Origin of the sequence: Salipaludibacillus sp. CF4.18 (genome assembly GCF_051262595.1) — a bacterium.
Taxonomy (GTDB): domain Bacteria; phylum Bacillota; class Bacilli; order Bacillales; family Salisediminibacteriaceae; genus Salipaludibacillus; species Salipaludibacillus neizhouensis.
Map to the genome: position 1 here is coordinate 44126 of NZ_JBIMEV010000025.1, position 17930 is coordinate 62055.

The 17930-nt window shown below is 36.6% G+C and carries 16 protein-coding genes and 1 pseudogene; 1 reads left to right on the forward strand and 16 read right to left on the reverse strand.

Features of this window, described 5'->3' with window-relative positions:
- Positions 1-266 precede the first annotated feature (266 nt).
- The 16 genes from ACHABW_RS15060 to ACHABW_RS15135 form a co-directional block, all read right to left on the reverse strand.
- A complete protein-coding gene (locus ACHABW_RS15060) occupies positions 267-1232 on the reverse strand; it encodes a 2-hydroxyacid dehydrogenase (protein ID WP_435756256.1) in 966 nt (321 codons plus the stop codon).
- A gap of 26 nt (positions 1233-1258) precedes the next feature.
- Entirely contained in the window at positions 1259-2737 is a 1479-nt protein-coding gene (locus tag ACHABW_RS15065) for a xylulokinase (protein ID WP_435756258.1), read from the reverse strand.
- 24 nt (positions 2738-2761) lie between these two features.
- Positions 2762-3574 (reverse strand): class I fructose-bisphosphate aldolase, encoded by an 813-nt coding sequence (locus tag ACHABW_RS15070; RefSeq protein WP_435756260.1) that lies wholly within the window; start codon positions 3572-3574, stop codon positions 2762-2764.
- A 54-nt stretch (positions 3575-3628) separates the two neighbouring features.
- A complete protein-coding gene (locus ACHABW_RS15075) occupies positions 3629-4666 on the reverse strand; it encodes a zinc-dependent dehydrogenase (protein WP_435756262.1) in 1038 nt (345 codons plus the stop codon).
- Between the two features lie 115 nt (positions 4667-4781).
- A complete protein-coding gene (locus ACHABW_RS15080) occupies positions 4782-6059 on the reverse strand; it encodes a TRAP transporter large permease (protein ID WP_435756264.1) in 1278 nt (425 codons plus the stop codon).
- 10 nt (positions 6060-6069) lie between these two features.
- The gene (locus ACHABW_RS15085) at positions 6070-6564 is read right to left on the reverse strand and encodes a TRAP transporter small permease (protein WP_435756266.1); all 495 of its coding nucleotides are present in this window, start codon (positions 6562-6564) and stop codon (positions 6070-6072) included.
- A gap of 100 nt (positions 6565-6664) precedes the next feature.
- Positions 6665-7795, reverse strand: a complete 1131-nt coding sequence (locus ACHABW_RS15090) for a DctP family TRAP transporter solute-binding subunit (RefSeq protein ID WP_435756268.1) — start codon at positions 7793-7795, stop codon at positions 6665-6667.
- Positions 7796-7940: 145 nt separating this feature from the next.
- Entirely contained in the window at positions 7941-8807 is an 867-nt protein-coding gene (locus tag ACHABW_RS15095) for a MurR/RpiR family transcriptional regulator (protein WP_435756270.1), read from the reverse strand.
- A 1780-nt stretch (positions 8808-10587) separates the two neighbouring features.
- On the reverse strand, positions 10588-11658 hold the full coding sequence (locus ACHABW_RS15100; protein ID WP_435756272.1) for an ABC transporter ATP-binding protein: 1071 nt from the start codon (positions 11656-11658) through the stop codon (positions 10588-10590).
- Complete coding sequence (locus ACHABW_RS15105) at positions 11655-13391, reverse strand: ABC transporter permease (RefSeq protein WP_435756274.1); 1737 nt, start codon at positions 13389-13391, stop codon at positions 11655-11657. Before ACHABW_RS15105 ends, ACHABW_RS15100 begins: the two co-directional genes overlap by 4 nt.
- A 15-nt stretch (positions 13392-13406) precedes the next feature.
- Positions 13407-14492, reverse strand: coding sequence for an ABC transporter substrate-binding protein (locus ACHABW_RS15110; RefSeq protein WP_435756277.1), 1086 nt, complete (start codon positions 14490-14492; stop codon positions 13407-13409).
- Entirely contained in the window at positions 14489-15292 is an 804-nt protein-coding gene (gene surE, locus ACHABW_RS15115; protein WP_435756279.1) for a 5'/3'-nucleotidase SurE, read from the reverse strand. The genes ACHABW_RS15110 and surE overlap by 4 nt, the downstream gene beginning before the upstream one ends.
- Complete coding sequence (locus tag ACHABW_RS15120) at positions 15289-16086, reverse strand: sugar phosphate isomerase/epimerase family protein (RefSeq protein WP_435756281.1); 798 nt, start codon at positions 16084-16086, stop codon at positions 15289-15291. The genes surE and ACHABW_RS15120 overlap by 4 nt, the downstream gene beginning before the upstream one ends.
- Positions 16086-16346 (reverse strand): hypothetical protein, encoded by a 261-nt coding sequence (locus ACHABW_RS15125; protein ID WP_435756283.1) that lies wholly within the window; start codon positions 16344-16346, stop codon positions 16086-16088. Before ACHABW_RS15125 ends, ACHABW_RS15120 begins: the two co-directional genes overlap by 1 nt.
- The gene (locus ACHABW_RS15130; protein ID WP_435756285.1) at positions 16300-16728 is read right to left on the reverse strand and encodes a PHP domain-containing protein; all 429 of its coding nucleotides are present in this window, start codon (positions 16726-16728) and stop codon (positions 16300-16302) included. Before ACHABW_RS15130 ends, ACHABW_RS15125 begins: the two co-directional genes overlap by 47 nt.
- 358 nt (positions 16729-17086) lie before the next feature.
- Positions 17087-17224: a hypothetical protein gene (locus ACHABW_RS15135; RefSeq protein ID WP_435756287.1), complete on the reverse strand. Its 138-nt coding sequence runs from the start codon at positions 17222-17224 to the stop codon at positions 17087-17089.
- Between the two features lie 293 nt (positions 17225-17517).
- On the opposite strand from ACHABW_RS15135, the pseudogene ACHABW_RS15140 reads away from it, so the two are divergent.
- Positions 17518-17930: pseudogene (locus ACHABW_RS15140) on the forward strand (helix-turn-helix domain-containing protein); the annotation flags it as partial.

Below are 17930 nucleotides of genomic sequence, written 5' to 3' on the forward strand. Positions count from 1 at the left end.
TGATTACTTTGGAACTACAAGCTAATAATTCTAACGCTCCTATTTTTAATAAGAACGTTAGAAGATATAATACCTATAGGACATACAACGGTGCAATCAGCTAAAGATAAAGTATTCATATATTTAGGAATTATCAGATATTACATGGCGTAGAGATCATTCAAGAAACTCATTACCGAACCTTAATCATTATCTAGTGATCACCATATACCTTACAATATTCACTACACACGAATAATCCGTATTTGTGTTCCTCAAAACAACCTTTATGAAACTGGAGTTATTGGTTCTTCTCCTGATAAAACTTTTATTAAATTATTAGAAGCTAACTCTGCCATTTTTAATCTCGTATTAATACTTGCACTTCCTATATGTGGTAAGGTTACGACATTTTTCAATGTTAATAAAGGATGATCTAAAGAAACAGGTTCTTTTTCAAATACATCTAATCCAGCGCCCCAAATAACCCCATTCTTCAACGCGTTATAAAGAGCGCTTTCATTTACAATGCCACCACGTGCGGTGTTTACTAGCACAGCCGTGCTTTTCATCATCGACAATTCTTTCTCACCAATAAGGTGATAAACATTGGGGCTATAAGGAATAAGAATACATACAAAATCAGATTCTTTTAATAAACTATTTAGATCCCGATATTGAATACCTAATTCTCTTTCCTTTTCAGGTTTCGGCTCTCTATTATTGTATATGATATTCATATCAAACCCTTTTGCTCTTTTAACTAGTGCTTCACCAATTCTTCCCAAACCAATAATCCCCAAAGTAGCTCCATGAATATCTTGCCCAGTTAATTGCATAGGTGACCATGTTTTCCAGTTACCTTCATTTAAATAACTAGAAGCTTCAACTATTCTCCGTGCAGCAGTCATTAGAAGTGTAAAAGTTAGATCTGCAGTAGTTTCAGTTAACACTCCTGGAGTATTTGTAACGATGATATTTCTTTTTTTAGCTTCCTCAACATCTACATTATTATAGCCCACTGCCATATTACTAATTATCTTTAAGTTCGGTGCTTTATCAAGTAATTCCTTATTAATATCCTCAGTTAAAAGACAAAATAGACCATCAATATCCTTCACGTTCTCTAACAACACATCTCTTGGAACCGGGACATCCTCTTCTTGCCACATACTTATTATAAAGTACTCTTCTAAATTATTAATAATTTCTTTTGGTAATTTTCTAGTTATATAAATTTTTGGTTTGTCCATCACTTCACCACATTTCAAATTAAATTCTAGTAATTGGCTTTTTTAAAAAAAGTTTTTAATAATGGATATAGTTCATTGAACAAATGATAAAGTTCATTATAACGTAGTACACTTTCTTTCTGTGGCGTAATAATATCAACCGTTTCATTTTTTATTTGACATTGTGCATCTTCAAAAGAATTAAAATATGATACTGCGACACTAGCAACAAGGCATGCACCATACACTCCAGTTTCAGAGATACTTTTGATCTCAATAGTCTCATTTAACACATTTGCTTTAATTTGTGCCCAAACCCTATTCTTAGAACCTCCACCAATTGCTTGAATGTTTCGAAAATCGGTCCTATACTCCGATTGGATTATTTCGTATATTTGACGTAATCCAAAAGCGCACCCTTCCAAAATACCTCTAAACATATCTTCCTTTGTTGTATTTAAATGGAGACCAACATATACCCCTCTGGCATTTGGATCCCAAATAGGAGATCGCTCTCCCTGCATATAAGGTAAGAAAAAGACACCATTAGAACCTATTGGTGACTGTTTGGCAGTCTCCTCAAGAATATCCTTTTCACTTAGAAATGTGTTACTATACCATTTAACCGCCGCTCCAGGCGTAGACATCGCACCATGGGAAAGCCATTGACCTTTGATAATATGACATCGATTTAAAAAGCGAATATCCATATTAGTTGAATTATCTGTACAAACAGTTAAAACATTAGAGGTCCCTATTGACTCAAACAACTCATTAGGTTTTATTCCTAATGCTAAGGTAGAACATGCAGTATCTGCACCTCCTGCAATTACAGGTATTTCCTTCATTAGATTAACATCTGAAAAAATGTCACTAAATCCGATTACTTCAAGGGGATCAACTACTTTTGGAAGAATCGATTGATCTATTCCGATTATTTCACATAATTCCTTAGACCAGTTATACTCTACCATATCAAAAATTCCAGAAAATGAAGCCTGGGTCCAGTCCATTACAAATTCACCGGTCAACTTACTTAAAATAAACGTGGACAAATTCCCCCATTTATAGGTTTTATTATAAAGGTTTATTTCATTATTTTTGCTCCATAATAAAGTTGTTACAGAAAACATTCCTGGCTCTAGTCGGTTTTTAGTGATTTTTTGTAATTTTTCATCCCCCACTAAATCCCTGATTAATTCTGCTTCCTTTTTACTTCTTTGATCTAAATACATGATCCCGTTACCTAATGCATTCCCCTCTTCATCTAAAAAAACAGAGGTATTACAAAATGTAGATAGTGAAATTGCATCTACTGAACCTTGTTTACTTACTTTTTTAAATACTTCAAGCAAAAGTACCTTCGTTTTTTCCCAGACTTGATTAACATCTATTTCTATCTGTTCCTTTTTAGGGTAAAGAAGGGAGTATGGACTATAACAAATAAAGTCCAATTCTCCTTTTTTATCCATAGCTCCAACTTTTATTCCACTCGTTCCAATATCGATACCGATTACATGGGACATAGGATCACCTTATAACTTAATATTTTATTGGTTTATTAGATCTTTATATAATTCATTGGCTTCTTTAACTGTACCATTATTATGAATGATATGTTTGAAGGATTTAACAATTGCTGTTGGGTTACTGTTATTCCAAACAACACGTCCAAATGTAATTCCTGTTCCTCCTGCATCTATTACATCATGAATCATTTGGAAATAATCTTCGAGGTTATTACCAATATCTCCTCCTGCTACTACCACTTTTGAAGGTGTAGAAGAAACCACTTTATGGAAGGATTCTGGATCACCTGTGTACTTAGTTTTTACGATATCGACTCCTAATTCAGCACCTAACCTTACCGCATAAGCTGCGTGCTTCCAATCGTTTTTCTCTTCAAGTGGAATTTTATTCCCGCGAGGATATATATGTGCTATTACTGGAATACCCAAAGCATGAGCTTCACCGGCCATTAATCCAAGATTGCGAATTTGTTCTGGTTGATCATCACCACCAACAATACATCCAATTGATATGGCATCAGCCCCAAGGAGTATTCCTTCTTTTACATCAGTAACAATAGCATCAGAATTAGGCTGCCACGGTGAAAATGTCGAACATTTCAAAATAAAACCCGCTTTTCCTACATGTTCGCGGAAACAACTATCAGCAATTCCCTTGTGCATGGTGATGGCGTCTGGACCTCCGGCAACAATTTCACTAACTTTCCTTTCAATTGGCATTAATTCTTCAAAAATACCTCTAGCCACTGCTTGATCCACTGCTACTGCCAATAATTTCCCATCATTCTGATTCAATAAACGGCTCATACGAATTTCTTTTCCTAGTAATGACAAACTAACCAACTCCTCTAATTTTTTTGTTTTTTTCTATTTATCTATCAAACTGAATTAAACAGTTATGATTGATTTCATGCCTTCACCACTACTAACATTTGTTATTGCTTCATTAATAGTATCTAACGTATAACCAAATGAACTAAGAATTTCAGTATTAATAAGTCCTGCTTCAATGAATGAAAGTGCATTATGATAATCAGAACGAGTTAGAGCAGATGTTCCATTTATATTAATTTCATTGTAATGAATAAGATTAGGATCAATTTCTGTTAACTCCCCATTAGTGAAACCTGCAAATAAGTTTAATGTTCCACCTTTCTTTAACAACTTTGCACTACTATTCACCAAAGATGGAACTCCAATAGCCATAATGACAACATCTGCTCCGAGTTTTGCTGTAGTAGTCATAACAGTTTCTTCTAAAGATTCTTTAAGTGGATTAATGACAATATCTGCTCCAGCTTCCAGTGCTCTTTCTCTTCTATGTTCAATTAACTCACTTAAGATAACTCGTTTAGCCCCAGCAATTTTAGCAAGCTGTACATGCATTAATCCTATCGGACCACCTCCAATAACAACAACTGTATCACCCATTTTGACTTTTGCTTTTTTTTGTCCATTTATACAACATGCGAGAGGTTCAGAAATAACTGCTCTTTCAAATGTTACTTGATCTGGTAATTTCACTAAGTTTTCAGACTCAACAGCAGCCTTAGGGATTCTAATATACTCAGCAAATCCTCCATCAAATTCATAACCAATAGCCGTTCGATTAGCACAAACATTTTCCATTCCATTTAGACAGTAATGACACTTTTTACAAGAAATTACCGGCATAATACCAACGCGATCATTAACCTGATATCCTTCTACTTTTTCTCCTACTTCAACAATTGAACCTACCGTCTCATGACCAATAATGGACGGTGTTCGAACTCCCTTTGTTTTTTTACCTTCAAAAATACGAACATCTGTCCCACAAATTGCACTCGCTGCTACCTTTACCAGCACTTCGCAATCAGTTATCTGTGGTTTTTTTACTTCTTCTACATCCATTTGATTTGGACCATGAAAAACTGCTGCTTTCATTTGAACCACTCCTATTTAATCTGATTTTCCTTGATATAAAAAATTGTGGTGGTAATTACCTTCATCATAACACACAATTATATGAAAAAACGTACCAAGTTTATTAAATTCCATTTTATTGACCAAACCATCCCAACGGTACAGTGATTAATTGTGGGAATAAAATAAAAATTAATAATATACCAAGTGTAGCTAGAATTAGTGGGGTTACTCCTTTTGTTAAATCTTCCATTTTAAGCCCGGTAATATTGCATACAGCATATAAACATACACCTATAGGCGGTGTAATTAAGCCAAATGATAACAATATAACCATCAAGATAACGAAAAAGACTGGATCAATACCAACTACTAAAATTGTAGGCATTAAGATTGGAACTAAGATAAAGATAGCTGCTGTAGCATCCATAAACATGCCAACCACAATTAAGAAAACAAATAAAATTAATAAAATGACTAATGGAGATTCACTAAACTCTGTAATTGAAGTTGCTAACCTAGATGGTAATCCATCGTATTCAAATAACCAGCTAGCTGGTTTAGCAGTGACAGCTATAAAAAGAATTGTTCCAGTTAAACTTGCTGTTCGATAAAAAATACTTGGGAGCTGTTTAATTTTAATTCCCTTATAAACAAAAATTGATATAATTAATGTATATAATACTGCAATAGCCGCAGCTTCGGTGGGAGTGAAGAAACCACTTAAAATCCCTCCTAACAAAATAACTGGAGCCAATAAAGCTGGGAATGCATTAATAAATTCTTTCATTAACAACTTGAAGCTGAATTTTTGGTGAACACCAATATTCTTCTTTTTACAATAAAAATAATTATAAACCATTAGTAGAAATGCAATAATCAGTCCTGGTACTAATCCACCTATTAACGCAGCACTAATAGAAACACCTGCTATTGACGCTGCAACCACCATTAGTATACTTGGTGGTATAATCGTAGCTAGCATAGATGATACCAATGATAGCGAAGCCGCATACTGTATTGGATAACCACTTCTAGTCATTGCATTAATAGTAATTCTACCAGTACTTACAACATCAGCTACGGAAGAACCCGCCATTCCTGAAAAAATTAAACTAGCTAGGATGTTTACATGACCCAAACCGCCAGTTAACCACCCAACTAAACTCTTGGCAAAAGAAAAGATACTTTCGGCAATCTTTCCTTCATCCATGATGATGCCCGCTAAAATAAAGAGTGGAACGGCCACCATTATAAAGCTATTCATTGAGCTATACATAGATTGGATAACAATGCTCAGTGGTACATCTGTAAAAAATAAAACAGTAATTCCTACCGACAACCCTAAAGATATTGCAATTGGAATACCCAAAATCATTAGAACTAGAAAGGATAATAATAGGAAAATAGACATCAAATCACTCCTACAGTAAATCTATGTCATATAACAAAGATTGAAAGACATTAAGTATTCCTACAACAGCAGCAAATGGTATACTTAGACCAATTAACCACATAGGAAGTGCAAGAACTGTACTTGTTTCATTCATATTGCCTTGCTGTATAATTAAATTAATTCCAGCAACTAACATAAATAAAAAGAACAGAATAGTACCACCCGTATAAAAATAGATTGATAATTTTTTAAATATTTTTGGTAGTACATTTAAAAAGACTGTCACTCTAGCAGATTCACCTTTTCTAAATCCTATTCCTATTCCCAAAAATATCATCCATATAAATATATAGCGTGTTAATTCCTCCGTCCACGGAGCTGAGTTACCTATCAATCTTCCGGTTATTTGCCAGATTACTACAATAAATATACCCACCGCTGTCAAGGCAGCTAAAGCATCAGAGACTTTATTTAAGATATTAAAGAATGGCTTAGATTTATCTCTCAACTGTTCCAATACCATTACCAAAACTCCCTTGTTTTATATTAAGGAGTACCTCCGAAAATTCCACCAATCGTAAGCGCTTACTTTTCGGAGGTTTTACATCCTTAATGTTTATTTATTACTCACTCTTCCCTACAAAATCAAGCACTTCTGTAAAAAATTCATCATTTTGAATAACCTCTTTAAATTCTGGATAAGCCTCGATTGAAACATCTACAAATAACTGTTGCTGTTCCGGTGTTAATTCATTCACTTCCATACCTTCTGATTCCAATTCTTCCACTGTAGAAGCAAACTCTCCTTGATCAAAGTCCCATTTCCAACCTTGCAGCTCGTTTGAAGCATCTGTTAGTATTTGTTGTTGTGAAGATGATAGTTCATTAAATTTTTCATCGTTAATCCCAACGATCCAACCATCAGCCATATGATTCGATATTGTCAGATAGTCTTGAACTTCATAAAAATTCGTAGCTAAAGCTACATCTACTGGATTTTCTTGTCCATCAATTGTTTTCAGTTGCAATGCATTATAAACTTCACCGAAGTCCATTGGAGTTGTCACAGCACCTGTTCCTTGAAAGAATTCAACCCATAGTGGATTGTTTGGTACTCTTAGGCTTAGTCCCTCAAGATCTTCTGGCTCATTAATAGGATTTCGTGAATTCGTAATTTGCCTAAAATCACGTGTCCAATATCCAAGACCTTCAATTCCTAAGTCTGATATACTATCCAATAGCTTATCCCCTGGCTCTTCATTAAGAAAGGATAAGAATTGATCACCATCATCAAATATATAAGGTATACTAATGGCACTAAACTCTGGTTTGAAATTCGCATAAAGCGAAGTTGATAAAACTAGCATATCAATACTACCTTCACCTAGTTGTCTAACACCTGCTGAAGGATCTGCACCATATAAGGTTCCATTAGCATGAACTTCTATTTCTATTGAACCCTCACTTTTTTCATTTACTACCTTGGCGAACTCCTCTGCAGCAACAGTTATAGATGAAGAGTCCGGATCAGGTGTTGAAAGATTCAAAGTTACCGTTTCTTCGTTATTCGAGTTCGCTTCTTCCGCATTATTTCCTGCATTTGTTTCTTCTACATCATTTCCTGCATTTGTCTCCTCCTCATTAGTTTCTGCATTTGATCCTTCTACCTCAGCGTTACTTTCAGAAGAACCATTGCAAGCCCCTAAGATAAATACCATAGACACAATTAGAATCAACGACCATAATGTTTTCATTCCATTTCCCCCTTCGTTTTTTGAAAGCGTTTGCTGAAAACTAAAAACTTACCTCTGAAAATTCTGAATTCTTTGGTGTTAAGATAACCTTAACACATGGTGGTAATTATCTTCAAGATATTTTTAAAAAAAAGAGAATTTTTTTTCATATTTTTTTATCTACGGTAGATCTTGTTGTTTTTTGTAATTTTTTTTCATAGTATTCATACTTTTGATTTCTTATTCCAGCAACTAAAATATCTATGATCGTTAATTGCGCTATCCTCGATATCGCATCTGTCCGATATAATTTTTCCTTAGCTGCAGTATGTAATACAATATCGGAAATTTTTGTCATTGGAGATCTAGATGCATTGGTAATGGAGATTAAAGTAGCACCAGCATCTTTTGCCAGCTCCATTGCGTTTAATACATCCATATTAGATCCTGTATGGGAGATTCCTAACACAACATCGCCCTTTGATAATATACTTGCAGACATTGTTTGTAAGATAGAATCACTATAAGTAATTACCTTAATACCGAGTTTTAAAAGTTTATGTTGTGCATCTTTTGTAACTACTCCTGACGCTCCTGTTCCATATATTTCAATTAAATTAGCATTCATCAAGGTGTTTACAGCCTTCATTATCTCTTGGTCGCTACACACTTCTAAGGAGTCATAAAGTACTTGTATATTTGATTCAAAAATTTTCTTTTTTATGATCGCAATATCATCTTCCTTTTCAACTACTTCATTACCTATCTCCTTTTCTGGTGTCATTACTTCTTTAGCAAGATGTATTTTTAAATCTTGAAATCCTTTGTAACCCAGTCGTTTACATAATCTAACCACTGAGGACTCACTTGTATTACTTCTTTCTGCTACTTCCGTTATTGATTGGTAAATAATTTCATCCTTATTATCTTTAATAAACTGAACAATTTTCTTTTCTGAATCCCTTAAATTATTGAAAGTTGCATCCATTCTTGAAAAAAAACCAGGATTATTATTTACATTCAATTCTTTCACGAAATCTCCTCCTTTAAGGTTTGTAATTTCACATTATTTTATTATAACACTACACTCCATTAATGTATTCAGGTGATTCAACATCAAGTTTAATTAAAAACCTGAAAAATTGAACATACATGTCAGCTAATCAAATTAGCTCCTCAGACTGAGTTCTTCTGCCTCTCCTCAAGAAAACTAAACTCTCAAAGAAATCATTCTTTACCATTGCATGATTTTCTAAAGAATTGATTTATTCGGTCGCATCTTCTTACTATTACATTATATAGTCTTCCATTAAAAAGAAAAGCTCGTTCTTCTCTAGCGGAAAGGATACCAGTCGTTCCAAAATTCTGCCATGGAAGTCGCGTTTTAATAACAATGTGATTTTGGAAGCAAATTCAAGATCTTATAACCAGCTTTCTTCACAGCTAAAATAGTTGGCACAAGCTCTTAAACTGATTTAATCTTTCCATTCAGAGACAACAAGCCAAGAAAGACACATTACTTCGAATATCTTCTAATATTTCTACCTCTGATACTTTTATACAAGAATTTCCTGTAATTATCGAAATACCTTGCTATAATTACTCATCTAAGAAAAACGCGTAGCGTCTTATTTAAAACAAAAGCTGCTGCTTTCTTAACCATAAATTTTTAAAGCTGTAAGTAGCGAAGGCAGCGACTGCGGGATTAGCAACGACTAAAGACCCTCCAGGGCGAACTTTCCCGTGGAGGCTGAAGTCGTTGTCCGTGGAAAGCGTCCGCCTAGAGCCACTTTTATGTCTTAAACTTAATCTTTTAAAGCAAAATATACCTAGGAATGGATATACATAAGGTACTAATGGTGACTTAAATAGTTGTGTTTCACTTTTAAACAGTTCAAAAGTAGAATACAGATAATGCTTATATTTATGTTTAAAGTATACGACTTTATCTTTCTGCTAAGTAAGCGGAAGCTCGGTAGGGTATGATAAACAGACTAACTATCTAATAAATAAAACCATCGATCCTATCGACAAGGTTTTAATCTTTTAGGGGTCAAAGTTATATCTCTAAATCGCCTATCTATGACTACATAGATTAAGGCTCCGCTCTACCAACCTTATATGGAGTATTTGGAATTTAACTTGCGATTTCCCCATTTTACATTTTCAGATACATTTCTCGCCTCTTCTTGAGCAATCGTACTAAAATGGTTAATAAAAGCTCACTTTTTTCGTCCAGGTCGCCGTGGAGCTGATTAGATTAAAATTTAACTATATTGTTTGAAAATAACCAAGTTTCTACTATTGTATAAACGGCTATTTTCACTCCTCAACCCTACTAGTTTCTCGTTTCATTTCTAATTGCTAAATTCACCAAATAAAACGCAAAAAATGGCCCACCTCCCTGTATGGAGATGAGCCTAGTAAGTCGAGTTTCTTCTATTTTGCATCGATTCTTCGGACACCCCTTGCTACCTCTTCTACAATGTGCCACCGATACTGATCAACTGTGCGATACCTAATTCGCTTTCTGATAATTTCCTTAATAGCCATATTGGGAGTGACAGGCACCATTGTCAACCCTATACTTCAGGAAAAAACAATACCTTTTTATCCTTTCTTGTCTTAAACCTTGATAACTGACCACACTGTCTCAATATCTTCAACCAATACAAAACTACCATGCGTGAAGGGCACTTCTTTCTGCATGGCGTTTTGCTATTTACTTTTACCGCTCCGATAACCCCTCAAACCAGACACTTTACCAGTACTCAACCCGTGCAAATGATGCAGAGAACCGTCCCCATGTTTCCCTACTCCACTGCTACTGGGGTTAAATTCCTGTTCTTTGGTGGACTTAATTCTATGATTACTTCTTCGCCTACATGAAAACGTGATGAATAATCGCTATGAATATTTAGTAATGTTCCATTTACATCAATACTGTAATGGATTTCCTTCCCCTGAAACATCGCATTCTTGACCGTCCCGATTAGACCCTCGCCTTTTTTCTTCAGAGAAAAATGCTCGGGTCGAACAGGGAAAATCCCATGCTTTTTTATACCATCTGGTACATCCATCGATGTCCAAAGAACAGATTCGTCATGAAACGGTTTAAAGCTGTTATTGATCCATTTCCCTTCGATGATATTTGCTTTTCCAACAAATTTAGCAACAAACGGAGTCTGAGGTTTGCTATAAATTTCTTCAGGACTGCCTACTTGTTCAATATGCCCATCCTTCATGACTACAATTTTGTCTGCCATTGCTAAGGCTTCTCCTTGATCATGAGTGACATATGCTATCGATGTATTCATCATGCGATGGATTATTTGAATTTCTTGCCGCATCTCCATTCGTAGCTCTGCATCTAAGCTACTTAATGGCTCATCCATTAATAGTAACGCCGGCTTAGGAGCAAGTGCTCTTGCAATCGCAACACGCTGCTTTTGTCCGCCAGATAATTCATTCGGCATTCGATCTCCGTATTCGGCCAAACCTACCATTGAAAGCATCTCCGTTACTCGACTTTCACTGCTTTTCTTCACCTCTGCTGTGGCAAAATTATGATGTTGGAGAGGAAAACGCACTTGCTCCTTTACCTTTAAATGAGGCCATAAAGCAAAGGACTGAAAAACCATACCGATATTCCTTTTTTCAGGTGGCACAGTTTTATTAGGACTTGCCACCTGCCACCCATTCATAGTAATTTCACCTTCCGTCGGAGAATCAAACCCTGCTAATAATCGCAGCAATGTTGTTTTTCCACATCCGGATGGCCCTAATATAGCCACAAATTCACCGTCTTCGATCGTTAGGTCAATGGAAGCTAATGCAGTCGTTCCCCCGAATTTCTTCGTTATTCCTGAAATTACAGTACTCATAGCTTTGCCACCCTTCTTTCATACAGCTTTTGGAAGCCTAATAATAAAACAGTTAAGGCGAGCATCGTTAACACAACAATAGTGGAAAATGCCGTTGAATATGTCGTATAGCCTGATTGTTCAAAGTTAAATATCATTAAACCGATCGTTTCTGACCCACTGGACCAAAGTAATGCCGATACGGTTAACTCAGTCAACGTTGTCAGCATAACCAGAAACGCTCCACTCATCAAACCAGGCAACAGTAGTGGTAGCATGATAAACCGCCATTTCGCAAAAAAACTAGCACCTGCTGCATGAGCCGCTTCTTCCATAGATGGAGCAATTTGAGACATCGCTGTCATGCTCCCCCGGACTTGCAATATCATAAATCTAGTCACATATGCAATAAATAGTATCCAAATACTCCCATATATCCCTGGATTCCAACCAGGAATAGGCTGCATCCATGTTAAAATCATTGCGAGACCAAGTACCATGCCTGGTAATGCATATGGAAGACTTACCGCAAGCTCGATAACCTTACTAATCATTGTTTTTTTCCTTAATCGATAATATGCGATCGCCGTTCCGATAACTAGACATATCGCCCCTGTACCAACAGCAAGCTTTAAGCTGTTAAAAATCGATCGTTGCACCTTCTCATTTTCGAATAAAATAAATTGATAATGATCAAATGTTAGGTTCTCTAAAGCAAAAGGTAATCCGTATGCCCGAATAAGCGATGCACCAAACATAGAAAATAGCGGAACAATACTAATCAGAATTAGAAAACCCCATAGGAGTACCTCCACGTAAATACGATAACGACCTAATGAAAACCTCGCCTGTGAATCTATTTCACTATTCTCTCCTGTTTTCGATCTTCTGAGTAATAGCCATTGAATAAGCGTACCAATTATAGCAGCGATACCTAATATAACTGAAAAGGTTGCTGCTCTCGCAAACGCACTTGGTCCAAACCCTACAATCTCCTGATAAATAATTGTACTTAACACAGGAATGTTAGCAGGGATCCCTAAAAAGGCAGGGATTCCAAAATTATCAAGATTCGCTAAAAAAGCTAATAAGCCTCCACTTGCAATGCCAGGTAACGCTAATGGTAATGTTACTTTACGAAACGTCGTCCATCGATTACCTCCGGATGAGCGTACCGCCCATTCTAACTCTAGCGGAATACGTCGCAGTACACTCATCGTCAGTAAAAAAACAAGTGGATAATGGGATAATCCGAGGACTATAATTATCCCTGTGTAGCCATATAAATTTAGCGGCTCTAGATTTCCTGGTAAAAACGCAAGAAATTTTGCGAACAACCAATTCCCACTTAAAAATTGTGTCCATGATAATGTAATGATATAGGATGGGATAATGAAAGGTAATAGTACGAATACATGTAACCATTTTTTAGCACGAATATCACTATACGCTACGAGATAAGCAACAAAAATTCCTAATGTGACAGATAGAAGAGTCGAAAAAGCAACAATAATCCCTGTATTCGATAATATTTTCCACGTACGTGCTTCCTGAAGCACGGTTGTATAGTTTGAAAAGATATGAGTCTCTTCGACTGAAAAACTCAAGGCTACTAGCTTTATAATTGGCCATAAAAACAAAAAGAAAATAATAACAAGAGACAGGAAAAGCCAAAAGCTTTTTCCTGTTTTAGTAAATAAGGAGAAGAAGGAAGACCCTTGTGGGAGTCTTCTTTGAATTGGTTGAGTCATCATACATGCACCTCTTTATTATTCTCCAAAAATATCAACAAACCGTTGCTTGTCCTCTTCACGAGTCGATAATAGTTCTGTTACATCAGCTGAGATAACCTCCATTTCATCAATTGTTTTCAAACCTGGTGGAGCTGGAACTCCTTCACGAATTGGAGTATATCCTAGATCAGAGGATAGTTCTTGTCCTTCTTGAGATAGAACAAAATCTACAAAGGCTTTGGATGCAGCTTCATTGTCCGTGTTACTCAAAATCCCAATAGGTTCTGTAATAAGTGGCACGCCCTCTTCTGGATAAATTAAATCAATTGGTGATCCTTCTTCTTTCGCACGAGCAACAATGAAATCTACTACGATCCCATAAGACTGTTCTCCTGCAGCAACTGCTTGTAATACGCCACCGTTTCCTTGAACAACTGTTACATCATTATCTTGAAGCTTCTCGAAAAATTCCCACCCAAAATCATCCTGTCTTGTTAACACACCAACATTATAGGCAGCAGCACCTGAATAAAGTGGACTTGGCATCATAACTTTTCCCTCCGCTACTTCTTCTGTTACCACTTCCCAAGAGGTTGGAAGATCTGCTACATCATTTGTATTTACCGCTAACACAGTAGCCATTACTTTCGTTCCTGTGAACATAAAGTCTTCATCGATAAACTCATTTGGAATACTAGCTAACTCAGGAGATTCATAGCTTAATAACAAATCCTGCTCTTTTAACGATGCAAAAGTGACCGCATCCGCAACTAATAATACGTCTGCTTGAATATCATCAGCCTGCTTCTCAGCAGACACTTTACTAATAACTTCCTCTGTACCTGAACGGAAAATATCTACCGATACATCGGGATAGATTTCATTAAAGCCATTCACTAGCTTTTCCGCATCTGCATCAGGCTGCGAAGTATAAAAGCTAATAGAGCCTGTAACACCAGCAACTTCTTCCTCTGCATTAGCGTTTCCATCATTTTCATTTACTTCTGTTGTATCCGAATCATTACTATTTCCTGCAGCCTCAGATTGACTTTCATCTGCACCTCCGCATGCTGTTAAAAAGAACATCGTTACTAATATAGCGAAAATAAATAATTGTTTCATAATATTTTTTCCTCCTTTGGTTTAGGTGGCAGTTTTGTGTTCATCCACCTTTCAAACTTCCGAATATTTTTCCGCTGACTAACCTTTCCTTCTAGCGGTGTAACTGTGATATACCCAGCCCTTAGTTTTCCATAATCACCTTCTTTCTCAAAGTTAGCTAACTGAGGTAAATGATCCTTTAACCAGTAGTAAACTTGCCCATAAGGGTCATTCAGTCCAACAAATTTATAACGATTTACCGTTAAATCTAATGGAACAACTGCCATGCCAAGGCAGTGCTCTTTCTTTAAATAAGGAAGATTTACATTAACAAAAACACCCTGCGGAATTTTATTTCCTAACAATGACTCGATCACTTGATAAAACAACCGTTTAGGAATTTGAAAATCAATGCCTTTATGATTTAATCGATCGAGTGATACTGCGATAGATGGGATGTTAAACAAGGAAGCTTCCGCCGCCGCGGCCATTGTTCCAGAGTAATACACGTCTCGCCCTAAATTAGGACCGATATTTATACCTGACACAACGAAATCTGGAGTATCCTTCATTAATACCTCTAGTCCAAGCTTTACACAATCAGCAGGAGTTCCATTCACTGCCCAGGCATGAACATTATTACCAAACAGCGATACAGTAGATGCCTTAAGTGGCTGACGTAACGTAATTGAGTGGCTAATGGCACTTCTTTCTTGATCTGGACATACTACATATATTTCTCCAAAGTGCTGCAGTACCTCAATGAGAGCGGCAACTCCTGGAGCAAAAATACCATCGTCATTTGTTACTAAAAATTTCAATTTGTCATCTCCTCCGACTTCATACTAAGACAATCATGAATATATCGAACATGTTTTTTCATTAAAACACTGTCAGAACTTGCATCATACCCCTCTAATACAATCGGATACTCCGCATCACGTATCATGTTCAAGAAGGAATGTAGCTTCAGATCTCCCTCTCCAAGAGCAACATGATACTGAGTTGCTGTAGAATCACTTAGATGAATTTTATTTACTCTTTTCATTCTATGAAACTCTGTTAACACGCTTTTGTTTAAAGAAATATGAGCTGCATCAAAGGTTGTTTGGATATAATTTGATCGATTCTCCAGAAAAGGATCAATAGATTCTGCGTTCGTAAAAAACTCTTTTTTCGCCTCTTCCATTAACTCCAACGACATCGTAACCCCATATTCAATTGCTGATTTTTCAAGCTCGTCCAAACTTGTTTGAAGCGCTTTTTCATGCCATGCTGTCCATTCCTTCGATAATGTCCTTTTACCTGGGTGTACAGTGACATTCGACGATCCAATAGAGGCGGCAAGATCAAACGAACGTTTAATTTGTTCAATAGATTGCGCTCGTATTCCATCATTTAAGGAGCATATATTTAGATCCCAGCTTGCTGCATGAAAGCTCGCTTTAAGATGATATCGCTTCAGCGCTTTCCGAATATCTCTGACCGTCATTTTGCTAAACCATATCTGCTCTGCCCACAATTCAATTCCTTGAAACTGAGCACTTTTAGCAATCGAACATATCGAATCGATATCCTTTCCCCAAAGTAAAGTGGAAGAGGTGTATAATCTCATCAAACAACCTCCTCTTTATACTTCCCTAGCCATTGCATACAATCTTCATGTAGGTATTCCACAGAACCTATGAGAAAAGGACTTCTTGATGTATGTCCGTGAAAATCACTTCCAACACTCACTTTCAAGTCATACCGATGCGCAACATCTAACCAATATTCCGTTTGCTCTTCATCATGTTTGGAATAATAAGCCTCTATTCCATCCAATCCATCAGAAATCAATGAACGCAACGGCAATATGCGTTCGAACGATAACATTACCAGTCACCCGTTTTAAACAGTCTTCCCATTCAATGTTGTAACCCAGCTCATTCAGTTTTGCCACGATTTTTTCAGCCCATAGCAGACGCTCATCCTTCCGCCAAGTCGTGTATTCTATCAGTTTCTTATAATAAGGATTCATCCCGTAACCAAGGATATGTAATTCCCCTTGTGGACCATCTGTATTGAACTCTATAGCCGGAATGAGTGCCATGCCTAATCGCCTTGCAATACCTATCGCTTCTATGTATCCTGAAATCTCATCATGATCCGTAATCGACATTACGGAAACCCCATTCTTCAAAGCCTCATACAATAACTCTTCAGGCTTCATTTCTCCATCAGAGTGAGTACTATGCATGTGTAAATCTATCTTCATAACACCACCACCCAATTTCCTGTTTTGCTTGTACCTTAAGACTACAGAAAAATTATTATGTCACTATGAAGCGAACTCGATAATTGTGTAAATACTTTGTGAAGTTGGTAATTTTTAATAAATTGTTAATTTTTAGATTATACTGTCATATCAACCAATAAAGCAGATTACTAAAAAATAAATTGTAAAATTCCCGTAAAAAATTTACAACCCATTTACAATATTCTATTTTTACATCTTTACAATGAACCTTAGCAGTAAAATTTATTGATGAAATACACAATTTAAAGGCACTTTTGCTTTGGTCTTTTGTCTGTCGCTTCTCGAAATATGTCGAATGAATAGTGAAATATTGCGCCTATGTGCGAGCCATGTCTAATCGATTATGCGTGCGATACCCATAATTCGCTTTCCTTCCTCCGATAATTTCCCACTTTGCCATAGCCATGCTGGGAGTGACAGCACCATTACGAGCCTTACACTTCATAAAAAACATATTTTTCCTTTCTTGTCTAAAACCTTGATAAATCACCAACTGCCACAATATCTTCAAACCAACACAAAACTGCCATGCGTGAAGCTCTCTTCTTCACGCATGGCGGTAGTGCTATTTTTTTCTTTTACTTCTCCTTTAACATCTTAAAAAACCAACCACTATCACCACTACCCAAGCCGTGTAAATGATGCACAGAACCGTCCCCATGTTTCTTTTGAAATCTCTCCTCCTTTTTTCCTTTTCGTTTGTACCTATTCATTGAGAAACGATTATAAAAACGGAGGGTGATTGGAATGAGAGGATTTAAGCGTTCGGTGATTAAGGAAGAGCTGGTGGTGCTAACAGGAGATTATAAAATGGCGATTGTTCTGAACCAGATGATCTATTTGTCTCAGTGCAACAGGGATTTTGACAAGTTTATTGCGGCGGAGAAAAAGTGGAATGAGAATTCAGACATGGAGCTGACGCAAGGATGGTTCTTTAAAACAGCGAAAGAGCTTGCTGAAGATACGTTGACCAATATGGCCCCATCGTCGATCCGTCGCTATGTCAAAAAGGTGATCGATGCCGGTTGGGTAGAGGAACGGAACAATCCAAGAATGAAGTGGGATCACACGAAGCAATACCGAGTGAACCTCGTGAAGATTCAGAAAGACTTAACCCAGATCGGACTTTATCTAGAGGGCTATAACAATAACATCGACAT

Bases quoted from the DNA above. Each gene is read 5' to 3' on its own strand.
- ACHABW_RS15100 (WP_435756272.1), bottom strand. From the start codon at position 11,658: ATGAGTACTGTAATTTCAGGAATAACGAAGAAATTCGGGGGAACGACT.
- ACHABW_RS15075 (WP_435756262.1), bottom strand. From the start codon at position 4,666: ATGAAAGCAGCAGTTTTTCATGGTCCAAATCAAATGGATGTAGAAGAA.
- ACHABW_RS15090 (WP_435756268.1), bottom strand. From the start codon at position 7,795: ATGAAAACATTATGGTCGTTGATTCTAATTGTGTCTATGGTATTTATC.
- ACHABW_RS15130 (WP_435756285.1), bottom strand. From the start codon at position 16,728: ATGAAGATAGATTTACACATGCATAGTACTCACTCTGATGGAGAAATG.
- ACHABW_RS15080 (WP_435756264.1), bottom strand. From the start codon at position 6,059: ATGTCTATTTTCCTATTATTATCCTTTCTAGTTCTAATGATTTTGGGT.
- ACHABW_RS15060 (WP_435756256.1), bottom strand. From the start codon at position 1,232: ATGGACAAACCAAAAATTTATATAACTAGAAAATTACCAAAAGAAATT.
- ACHABW_RS15125 (WP_435756283.1), bottom strand. From the start codon at position 16,346: ATGTTATCGTTCGAACGCATATTGCCGTTGCGTTCATTGATTTCTGAT.
- ACHABW_RS15135 (WP_435756287.1), bottom strand. From the start codon at position 17,224: ATGTTTTTTATGAAGTGTAAGGCTCGTAATGGTGCTGTCACTCCCAGC.
- ACHABW_RS15085 (WP_435756266.1), bottom strand. From the start codon at position 6,564: ATGGTATTGGAACAGTTGAGAGATAAATCTAAGCCATTCTTTAATATC.
- ACHABW_RS15110 (WP_435756277.1), bottom strand. From the start codon at position 14,492: ATGAAACAATTATTTATTTTCGCTATATTAGTAACGATGTTCTTTTTA.
- ACHABW_RS15065 (WP_435756258.1), bottom strand. From the start codon at position 2,737: ATGTCCCATGTAATCGGTATCGATATTGGAACGAGTGGAATAAAAGTT.
- ACHABW_RS15105 (WP_435756274.1), bottom strand. From the start codon at position 13,391: ATGATGACTCAACCAATTCAAAGAAGACTCCCACAAGGGTCTTCCTTC.
- ACHABW_RS15120 (WP_435756281.1), bottom strand. From the start codon at position 16,086: ATGAGATTATACACCTCTTCCACTTTACTTTGGGGAAAGGATATCGAT.